At 71.5% G+C, this 14,727-nt stretch carries 12 protein-coding genes; 4 read left to right on the top strand and 8 right to left on the bottom strand.

Translation table 11 applies throughout. The annotated features are described in order from the left end of the window. Both ACK4HH_RS06735 and ACK4HH_RS06730 read left to right on the top strand, forming a co-directional pair. The coding region (locus ACK4HH_RS06735; protein WP_409649862.1) for an SCO7613 C-terminal domain-containing membrane protein at positions 1-3,312 on the top strand (3,312 nt) is incomplete at its 5' end. 81 nt (positions 3,313-3,393) lie between these two features. Continuing rightward, positions 3,394-3,879, top strand: coding sequence for a Dps family protein (locus tag ACK4HH_RS06730; protein ID WP_409649859.1), 486 nt, complete (start codon positions 3,394-3,396; stop codon positions 3,877-3,879). A 56-nt stretch (positions 3,880-3,935) separates the two neighbouring features. On the opposite strand, the gene ACK4HH_RS06725 is transcribed toward ACK4HH_RS06730, so the two are convergent. From ACK4HH_RS06725 to ACK4HH_RS06700, 6 genes are read right to left on the bottom strand one after another with little or no spacing between them, the layout of a single operon-like run. Further along, positions 3,936-5,426, bottom strand: coding sequence for an amidohydrolase (locus ACK4HH_RS06725; RefSeq protein WP_409649856.1), 1,491 nt, complete (start codon positions 5,424-5,426; stop codon positions 3,936-3,938). Next, a complete protein-coding gene (locus ACK4HH_RS06720; RefSeq protein ID WP_409649853.1) occupies positions 5,407-6,042 on the bottom strand; it encodes an FMN-binding negative transcriptional regulator in 636 nt (211 codons plus the stop codon). The genes ACK4HH_RS06725 and ACK4HH_RS06720 overlap by 20 nt, the downstream gene beginning before the upstream one ends. Then, the gene (locus ACK4HH_RS06715) at positions 6,042-7,064 is read right to left on the bottom strand and encodes an Fpg/Nei family DNA glycosylase (RefSeq protein ID WP_409649851.1); all 1,023 of its coding nucleotides are present in this window, start codon (positions 7,062-7,064) and stop codon (positions 6,042-6,044) included. The genes ACK4HH_RS06720 and ACK4HH_RS06715 overlap by 1 nt, the downstream gene beginning before the upstream one ends. Before the next feature lie 2 nt (positions 7,065-7,066). Beyond that, on the bottom strand, positions 7,067-7,552 hold the full coding sequence (locus tag ACK4HH_RS06710; protein ID WP_409649848.1) for a ribose-5-phosphate isomerase: 486 nt from the start codon (positions 7,550-7,552) through the stop codon (positions 7,067-7,069). 47 nt (positions 7,553-7,599) lie between these two features. Next, positions 7,600-7,944, bottom strand: a complete 345-nt coding sequence (locus ACK4HH_RS06705) for a cupin domain-containing protein (protein WP_409649846.1) — start codon at positions 7,942-7,944, stop codon at positions 7,600-7,602. Then, positions 7,941-9,362, bottom strand: coding sequence for an NAD(P)/FAD-dependent oxidoreductase (locus ACK4HH_RS06700; RefSeq protein ID WP_409649843.1), 1,422 nt, complete (start codon positions 9,360-9,362; stop codon positions 7,941-7,943). Before ACK4HH_RS06700 ends, ACK4HH_RS06705 begins: the two co-directional genes overlap by 4 nt. Before the next feature lie 112 nt (positions 9,363-9,474). On the opposite strand from ACK4HH_RS06700, the gene ACK4HH_RS06695 reads away from it, so the two are divergent. Then, a complete protein-coding gene (locus ACK4HH_RS06695; RefSeq protein WP_409649877.1) occupies positions 9,475-11,364 on the top strand; it encodes an alpha-amylase family protein in 1,890 nt (629 codons plus the stop codon). Between the two features lie 154 nt (positions 11,365-11,518). Here ACK4HH_RS06695 and ACK4HH_RS06690 read toward each other — a convergent pair whose 3' ends face one another. Further along, positions 11,519-11,791 (bottom strand): hypothetical protein, encoded by a 273-nt coding sequence (locus tag ACK4HH_RS06690; RefSeq protein WP_409649874.1) that lies wholly within the window; start codon positions 11,789-11,791, stop codon positions 11,519-11,521. A gap of 5 nt (positions 11,792-11,796) precedes the next feature. Further along, on the bottom strand, positions 11,797-12,042 hold the full coding sequence (locus tag ACK4HH_RS06685; RefSeq protein WP_409649840.1) for a hypothetical protein: 246 nt from the start codon (positions 12,040-12,042) through the stop codon (positions 11,797-11,799). 137 nt (positions 12,043-12,179) lie between these two features. Between ACK4HH_RS06685 and pepN the strand changes: the two genes are divergently transcribed. Continuing rightward, positions 12,180-14,723 carry an aminopeptidase N gene (pepN, locus tag ACK4HH_RS06680; protein WP_409649838.1) on the top strand — a complete coding sequence of 848 codons (2,544 nt, stop codon included), beginning with the start codon at positions 12,180-12,182 and terminating at the stop codon, positions 14,721-14,723. Positions 14,724-14,727 lie beyond the last annotated feature (4 nt).

Below are 14,727 nucleotides of genomic sequence, written 5' to 3'. Positions count from 1 at the left end.
TCCGCCGTCGCCGCGCCGCCCGCGAGCACCCCGGCCGCGCTGCCCGTCGCCCCGGCCGCGCCGACCGCAGTGGCCGGGCCGCGGCGCTCGGGCATCCAGATCGCCCTCATCGTCGTCGGCATCAGCCTGCTCTCGGTGTTCGCCGTCTTCGGCCTCGTCTACGCCTTCGTCACCTACGGCAGCACCGTGCGCATGGCGATCATCATCGGCGGCACGCTCGCCACCATGGTCGCCGCGGGCGTGCTCGCGCGCCGCGGGCTCGGCTCGACCGCCGAAGGCATCGCGGCGCTCGGCACCGTCATGCTCGTGCTCGACGCGTGGGCGCTGCGGCTCAACGACCCCGCGGGGCTCGGTTCGACGCCCGAAGCGCTGTACTGGGGTACCGCCCTGCTGATCGTCGGCGCGACGGCCGCGCTGTGGTCGCGCACCACCCGGCTGGCGACGCCCGGCGTCGCCGGGGCCGGGCTGCTGCCCGTCGGTGCCGCCCTCGTGACGCTGCACGCCGTGCGCGAGCTGCTGCCCGCGATCGGTGCCGCGCCCGAGACCGCGGCCGCGCTCGCCGCGCTCATCGTGGCTGCCGCATCGTGGATCATCGTGCCGAACGCGCGACCCGTCGCCCGCAGCGCCGCGCGCGCGGTCGCCCTCATCATCGGCGCCGCGGGCGCGACCGTCGCGCTTCCCCTGCTCGTCGAGCTCGACCCCGGTGCCCGGTACTCCCCCGTCATCGCGGGGCTCGTGCTGGCCGCCGCCGCGCTGCTGCACGTCGTGACGCTCGCTCGCTCGGTGCGCGCAGCGGCGCCGCGCGCGGGCACGACGCTCGTGCTGAGCGCGATCGGCGGGGGTGCCGCGCTCGCGGCCGTCGTCGGCGCCGTCGTCTCGGCCGCGCGGTTTGAGCAGGATCGCGTGATCGTCAGCGCCCCCCTCATCGCCGCGGTCGTCATCGCAATCCTCGCCGAGCAGGGCTGGCGGCGCTCGGCCGCGGGGTCGCCCTGGCGAACGACCCTCGCGGCGGCGACCGTCACCGCCACGGCGCTCACCGCCATCGCAGCAGGACTCGCCGCGATCGTCGCGAGTGCCGCCTTCGTCGAGGCGGGCACGCAGGGTCTCGAGGTGATCCCGCTCGGCATCGGTGACCCCGTGGCCTCGGGCGACCCCGCCACGGTCGCCGCCCTCGCCGCCCTCGCGCTGTGCCTCGGCCTCATCGCCGCGAGCTGGGCGGCGCTCGGCGTGCTCGTGCGCCGCGCTCGGGCGCTCACCCTCATCGCCGCGATCGTGCTCGTCGCGGCGGTGCCGCTGCTGCCCGCGTGGTGGGCCGTCATGGCGGTGTTCGCCGTGCTCGCGCTCGGTGCGGCGGCGGGCCTGATCGTCGCCGAGCGCGTCACCGCTCGGGATGCCCGCCGCGCGCTCATCGCCCTGTGCATCCCGCTCGCCACCGGTGCGGCCCTCGGCGCCTTCGTCACGGGGTGGGCCGTGCCGCGCGGCTGGGTCGTCGGGCTCGTGATCGCGCTGCTGACCATCGCCCTCGCCCGCCCGTCGACGAGCATCACCGCGCTTCGGGCCGCGTTCGTCGCACTCGGCGCGGCGCTCGTGCTGGGGTCGATGCCCGAGCTCGCGGGCGATCTCGAGCGCGCCCTGCCCGCACTGCAGCTGAGCCCCGGCAGCCTCGTCGTCGGGGGTGCCGCCGTCATCATCGTGACGAGCCAGCTAGGTCGCCTCGCCGTGCTCGAGCAGCGGGTCGTCGGCATCGTCGCGCTCGGTGCGGCCGGGCTCGCGAGCACGACCGTGAGCCTGCCCGCCCTCGACGAAGCGCTCACGCTCGCCCTGCTCGCCGGCGCACTCGCCCTCGTCGCGGTGCGCGCGCCGCGGGGCGAGCGACTCGTCGCCCGCGCTCTGCTGCCGCTCGTGGTGGCCCGCGGCATCGTGCTCGGCGTCGACGGCACGGGCCTCGATCCGGCTCTCGTAGCGACCATCGCCGTGGGATCGCTCGCTGTCGTCGCCGTCGTCGCGCTGCTCACCGCTGCGCCCGTGGGCGACCGCGCGCTCGACGCGCGCGCCCGCTCGTGGCGATCGACCCTGGCCGAGCCCGGTCTCGATCGCGTCGCGAGCGATGGGGCGGCCGCCCTCGCCGGGCTCGTGCTCGTCGCCGATGCCGCGGTTCGCTCGGCCCGACCCGAGCTCGTCGCGATCACCGTGCTCATGCTCGCGGTGCTCGCGCTCGTCACGGCGATCAGCCGCGACGGCCTCATCGGCTCGACCTCGCCCCGCCGCTTCGTCGGCTGGGTGGCGCTCGGGCTCGCCACGATCGCGCTGTGGATGCGCCTCGCCGACGCCGGCGAGAGGGGCTCCGAGCCCTACGTGCTGCCGCTCGCCGGCGCGATGCTGCTCATCGTCGCCGCGGGCGCCCTGCTCGGTCGTCGCCGCGGCGCGGCTCCCTCGCGCACGGCCGCGCCCCTCACGTCGGCAGCACTGCTCGTGGCGCTGGTGCCCTCGGCCGCGCAGAGCGCCGACGGCACGGATGCGCGGGGCATCGTCGTCGCGCTCGTCGCTGTCGCGCTCGCCATCGTGCCCCTGCTGGCCGAGCGGCGCATCGACGAGCGGCTTCCGGGCATGAGCGGCGCCCTCGTCGGGACCGGTCTCACGGCACTCGGGCTGCTCGCCCTCGCGCACGCCCTCGACCTGCTCCTCACCGCGAACGGCAGCGCGCTGACAGGCGCCGCCCTGCTGCGCGCTGCGCTCGTCGTGCTCGTGCCGAGCGCCGTCGCCGTCGCCGCCCGCGTGCTGGCCGAGGGCCGGCTGCGCGACATCGCGACGATCGCCGCCCTCGGCACGGCCGCCCTCAGCGCCGGCGCGCTCGGTCTCACCGGCGCCGTCGAGCCGGTGGAGCTCGTGAGCCTGCCCCTCGCGCTCGCCGCGATCGCGATCGGCACGATGCATCTCGACGCTGTGCCCGCTGCGCGCAGTTGGCCATGGCTCGGGCCCGGCATGGCAGTGCTGCTCGTGCCCTCGCTGCTGGCGATCGACGCCGCGGGAGAGCCGCTGTGGCGGGCCGTCGCGCTCGGCGTCGCCGCAGCATCCGTCTTCGCCGGCGGCCTGTGGCGACGCCTGCAGGCGCCCTTCGTGATCGGTGGCACCGTGCTGCTCGTGCACCTGCTCGTGCAGAGCTGGCCGCTGCTCGACCTCGTCGGTCGTTCGGTCGAGTGGTGGCTGTGGCTCGGTCTGGCCGGCGTGCTCATCATCGTGATCGCCGCACGCTTCGAGCGCCGGGGGCAGAACGTTCGCGACACCGCGACGCGCATCGCCCAGCTGCGCTGAGCCCTGTCAACCCCCAGCGGGCGGCAGAACGGCTGTTCTACGGTGGACGGACCTCATCCCCACGAAGGAAGGACGATCCCCATGGCCACCGTCACCGCCGCCCCCAAGGGTGCCAAGACTGCCGAGCTCACGAAAGGCGTCGCCGCGCACCTCACGCCCGTCGTGATCGACCTCATGGCGCTCGCCGTCGAAGGCAAGCAGGCGCACTGGCACGTGCGCGGCGTCAACTTCATGCCCGTGCACGAACTGCTCGACGCGCTCGTCGACCACGCTCGCGAGTTCAGCGATCTCGCGGCCGAGCGCATCGTCACCCTCGGGCAGCCGCTCGACGCGCGCGTCGCCACGATCGGCGCCACCACGACGGTGCCCGCCGTGAGAGAGGGCTTCCAATCGACGGATGCGCTCGTCGCCGAGGTCATCGCCGGCATCGACGCGACGCTCGTCACGCTGCGCTCGGCCATCGACGAGCTCGACGAGATCGACCCCGTGAGCCAGGACCTCGCGATCGCGATCACCGCCGCGCTCGAGAAGGACCGCTGGTTCCTCTTCGCCCACATCGCGGCGTAGCCGCCGCAGGGGCGGCGCCCGGTGAGCGCTCGGGCCCGCCCGCGGGCGGCGCCGAGCTAGACCTGCAGCGCCGCCCGCGCGCGCAGCGCGGCATCGGCGTGCGTCACGCGACCCCCGAGCATCGTGAGCGCGACCGGCATCGTGCGCAGCGCCTCGGGGTCGACCGCGAGCGGGTCGACATCGAGAGCGACGAGGTCGGCGGGCTCGCCGACCGCCACGAGCGTGCGGGTCGAGGCCGCGAGCGCCTCGACGACCGTGATCGACTGCTCGGCGTGGAAGGCCGGGCGGCCGTCGCGTGTGCGGCTCGTCGCCGCCGCGATCGCGACCCACGGGTCGAGCGGCGCGACGGGCGCGTCAGAGCCGAGCACGATGCGCGCACCGGCCTTGAGGAACGACCGCAGGGCGAACGCGCGACGCGTGCGACCCGGCCAGTACCGCTCGGCCACGTCGCGGTCGTCGACGGCATGCTCGGGCTGCACGCTCGCCGTCACGCCGAGCGCCGCGAAGCGGGCGAAGTCGCTGTCGTGCACGAGCTGCGCGTGCTCGATGCGTCCCCCGCGCCCCAGCTTGGCGAACACGTCGAGAGCCAGACGGTTGGCGCCGTCACCGATCGCGTGCACGGCGAGCTCGAAGCCCGCCTCGCTGCCCCGGGCGAGCAGCGGGTGCAGCTCGCAGGGGGGAACGTTGAGGCGGCCGTAGGCCTCGGCGGGAGCATCCGGATACGGGTCGCAGCAGTAGGCGGTGCGCGTGTTGAGTGAGCCATCGGTGATGACCTTGAGGGGGCCGACGCTCACGGTGCCGGCGAGCGGCTGGCCCGAGCGCAGCCCGAGCTCGATCGCGCGGTCGAGGTGCTGGGGGTAGACGCCGAACTCGACGCGGAGGGCGTCGAAGCCCGCGGCGACGCGGCGTGCCCAGTCGTCGCGGTTCCAGCGCATCTCGAGGTCGACTACGCCGACGACACCCCGCGCCGCAGCCTCGGCGGCCGCCTCGGCCACCCAGCGGTCGAGCTCGTCATCGGGCGCGCTGTCGAGACGCGCCGTGATGGCGAACGCCGCGTCTTCGCGCAGCACGCCGTCGCCGTCGGCCCCGGAGACCTGGTCGACGCCGAAGTGCACGAGCGCGGCGCTGTTGAGCCACACGCAGTGCACGTCGGCGCTGATGAGCACGATGGGTCGGTCGGGCGCGACGGAGTCGAGCAGGGCGGCGCTGGGCGCATCCGGCCACAGTCCGTCGCGAAATCCGACGCCGACGACGACCGCGTCGGCGGCCTCGCCGCGCGCGAGCGCCGAACGCACGATGGCGGCCGCCTCGGCGGCGCTCTCGGCGGGGGCGAGGTCGATGCGGCGGCGGTGCTGCGCCCACTGGGTGAGGTGCACGTGCTCGTCCCACAGCCCGGGCATGACGAATCGGCCCTCGAGGTCGAGGTCGTCGGGTGCCGCGGCCTCGATACCCGCGGGCAGGATTCCGACGATGCGCCCGCCGTCGACGAGCAGGTCGATCGGGTCGTGGCCGCCGAGCGGTCGCGCATTACGAATCGCGCGCGTCATGGTGTCTCCTCATCTCGCGGGCCAGACCGGGGTGGTTGTAGGGCCCATCGCCCTCGAGCTCGGCGACGATGCGCTCGACGACCTCGGGCGGCTTGTTCTGGCTGAGCTTCGCGCGGGCGTCGAACCGCGTCACCCGCACGCGCACGCCGACCGTGCCGAGGGCTACGCGTCGAGAATACTCCGGGTCGAGGTGCAGCCCGCGGGGGTTGACGACGTGCCGTTCGAAGTGATCGGTGAGCGCCGAGAGCGCCTCGAGGTTCTCGGCGTCGCTGAGAATCTCGGGGGTGCCCCACAGGTGCGCGGTCACGTGGTTCCAGGTGGGGATGATGTCGCCCTCGGCGTACCAGCTCGGCGAGATGTAGCCGTGCGCGCCCTGCACGATGAGCAGCACCTCGTGCGCACCGAGGTCGTGCGCCCGCTCGTCGGGCCGGCCGACGTGCCCGATGAGCACGATCTCGTCGCCCGTCGACGCCGCCTCGTCGAGCAGGAAGGCGTAGTGCGAGGCGACGATGCCGCTGCCGGGCGGGTTCGACACGATCGTCATCCACGGGTTCTCGCGAATGAGCCGACGCACCTCGTCGGGATCGGTCATCAGGAAGTGCGGCGTGTGGCGCATCAGACTCCTGCCTGGCAGCTCGGGCACCAGTAGAGCTTGCGCCCCGCGGCGATCTCGAGGGCGATGGTCGTGCGGCAGATGCGGCACGGCAGGCCCTCGCGCTTGTAGACCCAGTGCCGATCGGCACGGTTGCGAAGGGCCGCGCGCTGGCCCTCCTCGTCGAGGCCGTCCATCGTGAGCATCTGGCCCGTCTCGACCCCCACGCCGAGCAGATAGCGCCAGTCGCGCCACAGGTCGCGGATGACGTCGTCGGGCAGCGCGGCCCCCGTCACGTGCGGATCAAGGCGCGCGCGGAACAGCATCTCGGCACGGTAGACGTTGCCGATGCCGCTCACGACCGACTGGTCCATGAGCAACAGGCCGATGGGAACGCGGCGGCCCCGGATGCGCGCGAGCATGCGCTCTTCGCCCGCGTCGGCGTCGTCGACGAGCGGGTCGGGGCCGAGCGCGTCGATGACGCGCTGCACCCCCTGCGCGTCGAGCACCTCGCACGCCGTCGGCCCGCGCAGGTCGGCGACGGCGCGCTCGGTCAGCAGGCGCACGCGCACCTGGCCCACGGGCTCGGGCGGGAAGGCGGCGAGCGCCGCATCATCGATGACGCTCTCTTTCTCGGCCTCGGCCATGCGCAGGCGCGTGCGGCGGGGAGCCCCGATGGAGGAGAGGGATGCCTCATGCCCGCCGACGACCGTCGTGCGAGCATCCGGTGCCGCATCGGGGTCGGTGCCGGTCATGTTCGTCTGGCCCATGCGGCCGCGCGCCGAGCGCTGCGTCGCGTCCTGAGTGATCGAGCCACTGAAGTCCCAGGCACCGTAGATGCCGAGGTGCACGCGCAGCCAGAGCGCGGCGTCGAACTCGAGGAACATCTGCTTGCCGACGGCCTTCGAGTCGGTCATGGTGCGGCCGTCGATGAGGGCCGCACCGTCGGCGAAGCGGCCCTGCGGCGAGCTGACGCGCACGGGCTCGCCGACGAAGTGCCGCGCGAACTGCCGCGCGATGCGATGGACGGAGTGGCCCTCAGGCACCGCTAGACGATCTCGTGCCCGGCGATCGCGCCGGTGGTCTCGTACTCGGCGAGCTGGGCGATGCGGCGCGCGTGCCGCTCGTCGCCGGGATACGGCGTGGTGATGAAGAGGTCGATGAACCGCAGCGCCTCGTCGACCGTGTGCTGGCGCGCCCCGATCGCGATGACGTTGGCGTCGTTGTGCTCGCGGGCGAGCTGAGCGGTCGCCTCGCTCCAGACCAGGGCGGCGCGGATGCCCTGCACCTTGTTCGCCGCGATCTGCTCGCCATTGCCCGATCCGCCGAAGACGATGCCGAGCGCCTCGACACCCGCCGCCTGATCACGCGCGACGGCGCGGGCCGCATTAATGCAGAAGCTCGGGTAGTCGTCGAGCGCGTCGTAGTGCTGCGGCCCGTGATCGTGAACCTCGTGGCCCTGCGCCGCGACGTGCTCGCGCACCGTCTGACTGAATTCGAGGCCGGCGTGATCGGTCGCCACGTGGATGCGCATGGGTCGATTCTACGAGGGCCCCGCGGGCGGCTGAGGCCGTGGGGTGGTCAGGCGATGTAGATCTTTCGCAGGGTTTCGAGCACCCGCCACTCGGTCTCTTCGCCGTCGTCGAGCCGACCGACCGAGCCCGCGCGCAGCTCGACCTCGGTGCCGTCACCGCGGCGCAGGATGGCGTGGCCGCGCAGCACGATGAACACTTCGTCGACCTCGACGTCGGTGACGGTGCCGGGCGTGATCTCCCACACCCCGACCTCCCAGTCGTCGAGCTCGGTGAGGGCCGCGATACCCGTCGTGGGCGTGCCCTCGACGACCTGCTCGTCGTCGACGGGCTCGTGCTCGAGCTCGAGCTCGAGGGCCTGCAGCACCGTGGCTGCGTCGAGGGGAAGGGTCACGAGTCGAACCCTAGACCCACCTTGTCGAGCGTGCGCAAGAAGAGGTTTCTCGTGCCCGAATTGTGATCGGCGCGGTCGAGCGCCCACCGCACCGACTGCACCGCCGGGTAGGTCGCCGGCTCGGGCGGGAAGGGCAGCGGCATGCTGCGCACCATGTCGAGCGAGGTGCGCTCGGTGGTCTCGCCTGCGAGCTGGTCGAGCATGACGTTGGCCGCGAAGCGCGTGGCGGCGACGCCGAGCCCCGTGAAGCCCGCCGAGTAGGCGACGCGGCCCTGGTGGGCCGTGGCGTGGAAGGCGCAGAAGCGGCTGCACGTGTCGATGACGCCCGCCCATCGGTGGCTGAACCGCACGCCCTCGAGCTGCGGAAAAGTCGTGAAGAAGTGGCTCGCGAGGGTCTCGAACGACTCGCGGCGATCGTCGTACTCGGGGCGGATGCGCCCGCCGAAGTGGTAGATCGCGTCGTATCCACCCCACAGGATGCGGTTGTCGGCACTGAGGCGGTAGTAGTGAAACTGGTTGGCGCTGTCGGCTACGCCCTGCCGGCCCTGCCACCCGATCGAGGCGAGCTGGGCATCCGTCAACGGTTCGGTCATGAGCACGTAGTCGTAGACCGGCACCGTGTGCAGGCGGTAGCGCTTGAGCAGGGAGGGGAACGCATTGGTGGCGAGCGCCACGCGCGCGGCCCGCAGGGTGCCGCCCCCGCGCACGCTCAGCGTGACGGCGTCGCTCTCGGCGCTCAGGTCGCTGACCGGGCTCGCCTCGAAGATCTCGACACCGGCATCGAGGCACGCGCGCATGAGGGCGATCGCGAGCTTGCCAGGATGCACGAGCGCGGTATCCCGCTTCGACCACAGCCCGCCCTCGTAGGTGGGTGACGCGATCTGCGCGCGCATCGCGGCGGCGTCGAAGAACAGCTCGTGCTCGCCGTCGTGCGCGGCTTCGAGCTCGGCCACCTGGTACTGCTCCGTCGCGACGGCGATGGAGCCGACGCGCTCGAAGTCGACCTGCCAGCCCTCGGCCTCGACCGTGGCATCGATCTCGTCGAGGTTCTGCATGCCGAGGCGGTCAAGGGTCTCGAGCTCATCGGCGAACCGCGTTTCGCCGTTCTTGGCGCCGTGCGTGAGCGTGGCTTCGACGAAGCCGCCATTGCGGCCGCTCGCCGCCCAGCCGATGCGCTTGCCTTCGAGCAGCACGACGCGAGCGTCGGGGTCGCGCTGCTTCGCGAGCAGCGCCGTCCAGAGGCCCGTGTAGCCGCCGCCGACGACGGCGAGGTCGGCCGTCTCGCGGCCGGTCAGCACAGGGCGGATGGGCCGCTCGGGCAGGTCGTCGAGCCAGAACGGCTGCAGCCGCGAGCCCGCGAGGCTCTCGGCGATCAGGCGGGCGTCGGGGCGGCTGCGCTCGAAGACGGTCGTGTGCATGCGCTCATCGTCTCACGAGTTATCCACCTGGACAATACTGAGTCGCGTGCGGCGACGTCGACCTAGACTGGCGACCGTGCCGCAGACGGACCAACGACGCACCGAACAGTGGATGCACGCGCTCGACCAAGCGCGCCGCCCCGAGACCGACCCCGCCGAGTGGGCGCGCTTCGCGGCTCGCGTCGAGGCCGAGGTGCCCCGCCTGACGAGCCTGCTCACGCGCATCTACGGGGCTGGCCTGCACCTCGACACCGAGCTCGCCGCGCTCGTCGACCTGCTCGCAACCTCGTGGCAGCAGCGCCCCGCCGAACTGCGGGCGCTCGACGACGCGCGCCTCGCCGACCCCGACTGGTTCCAGTCGAACCAGATGCTCGGGGGCGTCTGCTACGTCGACCGCTACGCGACGAACCTCGACGGCGTGCGTGCGCGCATCCCGTATTTCAGAGAACTGGGCCTGACCTACCTGCACCTCATGCCGCTGTTCGCGGCGCCGGAGGAGAACAGCGACGGCGGCTACGCGGTGTCGAGCTACCGCGCGGTGAATCCGGCCCTCGGCGACATGGCGCAGCTGCAGAGCCTCGCCGCCGAGCTGCGCGCGAACGGCATCGTGCTCGTGCTCGACTTCATCTTCAACCACACCTCAAACGAGCACGAGTGGGCGCAGCGCGCCATCGCGGGCGAGCGGGAGTTCGAGAACTACTACTGGGTCTTCGACGGTCGTGAGCAGCCCGACGCCTTCGAGACGACGGTGCGCGAGATCTTCCCCGACGACCACCCGGGTGGCTTCGTACCCTTCCCGCGCCGCGACGGCACCGTGCCGAGCCCGGAGGAGGCCGAGCGGTGGATCTGGGCGACCTTCCACACCTTCCAGTGGGATCTCAACTACTCCAACCCCGCCGTGCTGCGCGCGATGGCGGGCGAGATGCTCTTCCTCGCCAACCAGGGCGTCGACATCCTGCGCATGGACGCCGTGGCGTTCATCTGGAAGCAGCTCGGCACGAGCTGCGAGAACCTGCCCGAAGCGCACCTGCTCATCCAGGCCTTCACGGCCACCCTGCGCATCGCGGCGCCCGCCGTCATGTTCAAGAGCGAGGCGATCGTGCACCCCGACCAGGTCGTCGAGTACATCTCGGTCGACGAGTGCCGCATCAGCTACAACCCGCTACAGATGGCCCTCATCTGGAACTCGCTGGCCACGCGGGATGCCCGGCTGCTGCAGCAGGCCCTCGACCGCCGCCACAATCTGCCCGAGGGCACCGCGTGGGTCAACTACGTGCGCAGCCACGACGACATCGGCTGGACCTTCGCCGACGAAGACGCCGCCGAGCTCGGCATCGACGGCTTCGAGCACCGGCGGTTCTTGAACAGCTTCTTCGTCAACCGCTTTGCGGGCAGCTTCGCGCGCGGCATCCCCTTCCAAGACAACCCGAAGACGGGCGACTGCCGCATCTCGGGCACGACCGCCTCGCTCGCGGGCCTCGAGGCGGGCGATGCCGGAGCGATTGGCCGCATCCTGCTCGCCCACTCGATCGTGCTCTCGACCGGCGGAATCCCCCTGCTGTACCTCGGCGACGAGGTCGGCCAGCTCAACGACCCGCACTGGGCCGACGAGCCCGGGCACGGCGACGACAGCCGCTGGGCGCACCGGCCGACCTACCCCGCCGAGCGCTACGCGCAGCGCACCGACGCCGCGACCGATGCCGGCCGCATCTACGCAGGCCTGCAGCACCTCATCGCGGTGCGCCGCGCGACCCCGGAGTTCAGCGGCGGCACCCTCATCGGCTTCGACACCAAGAACCCGCACGTGCTGGGCTACCAGCGGCCGGGCCCGCGCGGCCCCGTCGTGTGCTTCGCCAACGTCGCCGACGAGCCGCAGTCCATAGCCGCGATCACCCTCTCGGGCCTGCCCGCCACGATGACCGACCTGCTGACGGATGCCCGCCACGACCTGCGCGCCGACCTCACCCTGCCCGCCCATGGCGTGGTCTGGCTGCGCGGCTGACCACGTCGACCACCTGAGATCCCGCTCGCGCGTCAGCCCTCAGCCTCGACAATGACGTTCGAGACCCGTCACCACAGCGCCACGGTCGGGACGCGAGCAGAGCTCGGACCGTCCCTCGTTCATGCGTTGAGAGATTGCTAATGCGGACACGCGATTACGCGGTGGCACCGTATCGCTGGCGTGCGGCTTCGCCGCTCGTGCCGATCGCGTTACCCACCTCACGCCACGACAGGCGCTGTTCGCGCGCCGCACGCACCGCGTCAGCGAGTTCGCGCTCGGCAGTGTCCCTGCGCCATGCTGCGAGCTTGACGGCCATCACGGGCGGCACAGGTGCGTCGTGGTCGCTGGGTTTCGGGTCGTATGCCTCGAACATGTCAGCGAACTCGTCGGCACGAGCGGTGATCTCATCGATTGAGCGGGGGGCCATGGTGTTCACCTCACATACTTGGCTCGTGCTGGCCGCATCGCATGAGCGATGGCGATGGCGATGGCGATGACGCCATGCCATTCGACGACACCGACTTCGACCAGCGTGCCGGTCTCGTCAGGGCCAATGAACATCGTCATCGCATCGTCTTGCACGAAGTGTCGGATAGGAAATCGAAGTGCGTGGAGCATCGCCTCCTCCGTGACCCCGTGCCGGTGGGCACTGTCGAGGATGATCGGGCCCGGCTCCACTTCGCAAGTCTACTTGTCACAAGTTAAGTTGGCAAACAATGCTCCGGATCGGCTCGCGCAACGGAGCGCGTCTAGGCTGAAGGGGCGCGGCCACGAGCCGCGCATCCCTCGTACCGCGCCCCAAGGAGGCTGCCGCTGTGCCCGCTGAGAACCTGACCCGTATCGAAGCGCAGCAGCGCTCGGCCCTCGTCTCGACCGAGAGCTACGACATCTCGCTCGACCTGACCACGGGTGACGAGGTGTTCCGGTCGACGTCGACCGTCACCTTCTCGGCCACCGCGGGCGCGAGCACGTTCATCGACGCGATCACGCGCACGGTGCACAGCGTCACGCTCAACGGCGTCGAGCTCGACGCGGCCGCGGGGCCCGACGGCACGCGCATCCAGCTCGATGGGCTTGCCGAGCACAACGTGCTCACGGTCGTGGCCGACCACGAGTACACGAACTCAGGCGAGGGTCTGCACCGCTTCGTCGACCCCGTCGATGGCGAGGTCTACCTCTACTCGCAGTTCGAGGTGCCCGACAGCCGTCGCGTGTTCGCGGTCTTCGAGCAGCCCGACCTGAAGGCGACGTTCCGCTTCACCGTGACCGCCCCCGCCAGCTGGGTCGTCGTCTCCAACTCCCCCGTCGAGTCGCGCACCGAGAACGGCGACGCCGCCATGACCGTCTTCGCGCCGACCAAGCGCATCTCGAGCTACATCACCGCGATCATCGCGGGCCCCTACCAGAGCGTGCACAGCGAGCTGACGAGCAGCGACGGCCGCAGCATCCCGATCGGCATCTACGCGCGCGCGAGCCTCTTCGAGTTCCTCGACGCCGACTACATCTTCGACATCACGCGCAAGGGCTTCGAGTACTTCGAATCGAAGTTCGGCGTCGCCTACCCCTTCGAGAAGTACGACCAGCTCTTCGTGCCCGAGTTCAACGCCGGGGCCATGGAGAACGCGGGCGCCGTGACCTTCACCGAGGTCTACGTGTTCCGCAGCAAGGTGACCGACGCGGTCAAGGAGCGCCGCGTCGTCACGATCCTGCATGAGCTCGCCCACATGTGGTTCGGCGACCTCGTCACCATGAAGTGGTGGAACGACCTCTGGCTCAACGAGTCGTTCGCCGAGTGGGCATCGACGATCGCCACGGCCGAGGCCACCGAGTGGCACGAGGCCTGGACGACCTTTCAGGCCATGGAGAAGAGCTGGGCCTACCGCCAAGACCAGCTGCCGAGCACCCACCCGGTCGTCGCGACCATCAACGACCTCGAAGACGTGCAGGTCAACTTCGACGGCATCACGTACGCCAAGGGCGGCAGCGTGCTCAAGCAGCTCGTCGCGTGGGTGGGCCAAGACGCGTTCTTCGCCGGCGTCGGCCAGTACTTTCAGAAGCACGCCTGGGGCAACACCGAGCTCACCGACCTGCTGAGCGAGCTCGAGGCCACGAGCGGGCGCGAGCTGTCGACGTGGTCGCAGCTGTGGCTCGAGACCGCGGGCGTCAACACGTTGCGCCCCGAGCTGACGGTCGACGAGGCCGGCGTCATCACGAGCTTCGCCGTGCTGCAGAGCGCGCACCCCGACTACCCGACGATCCGCCCGCACCGCATGGCCGTCGGCTTCTACGACCTGGTGGATGGTGCGCTCACGCGCACCCACCGCCTCGAGCTCGACGTCGACGGCACCCGCACCGACGTGCCCGAGCTGGTCGGTATGGATCGGCCGTCGCTCATCCTCCTCAACGACGACGACCTCGCCTACGCGAAGATCCGCCTCGACGACGACTCGCTCGCCGTGGCCATCGAGCACCTGTCGAAGATCGAGAACCCCCTCGCCCGCTCGCTCGTGTGGGGCTCGGCGTGGGACTCGACGCGCGACGCCGAGACCGCGCCGCGTGACTACGTGCGGCTCGTGCTCGGCAACATCGCGACCGAGACCGAGTCGACGACCGTGCGCACGACGCTCATGCAGCTGTTGACCGTGGCCCGCATGTACGTCGAGCCCACCGCGCGCCCGGGCATCATCGCCGAGATCGGCGACGCCCTGTGGTCGCTCGCGCAGAGCGCCGAGGCCGGCAGCGACAGCCAGTTCCAGTTCGTCAAGTTCTTCGCCAACGTGGCGAGCACGCCCGCGCACGTCGAGACGCTGCGCGGCCTGCGCGACGGCTCGATCACGCTGCCCGGAGTCGAGATCGACACCGACCTCGAGTGGGAACTGCTCGAGGGCCTGGCGCTCAACGGCGCAGCATCCCGCAGCGAGATCGAGGCGGCGCTCGAGCGCGATAACACCTCGAACGGCCAGCAAGCCGCCGCCCGCAGCGCCGCCGCCCTGCCGAGCGCCGACGACAAGCGCGCGGCCTTCGACTCGCTCGTCGCGCGCGACGAGCTGCCGAACGTCGTCGTGCGCATGACGACGATGGGCTACACGCACGTCAACGACCCGGCCTCGCTCGAGGAGCTCGTGCAGCCGTACTTCGACGCGCTCACCGAGGTGTGGTCGAGCCGCACCCACGCGATCGCCGAGTACATCGTGCTGGGTCTGTACCCGGCACCGCTGGCCTCGCAGGAGCTGGTGGATGCCACGCGCGCGTGGCTCGACGCCAATGCCGACGCCGCCCCCGCGCTGCGGCGCCTCGTCACCGAGAACCTCGCGGGCGTCGAGCGTGCGCTCGCGGCGCAGGCGCGCGACCGGGTGTAGACCG

This window comes from Microcella sp. (assembly GCF_046296455.1).
In the GTDB taxonomy this organism is placed as follows: domain Bacteria; phylum Actinomycetota; class Actinomycetes; order Actinomycetales; family Microbacteriaceae; genus Microcella.
Note: the sequence above shows the minus strand (reverse complement) of the source record. Positions and strands in the feature narration are given on the sequence as shown.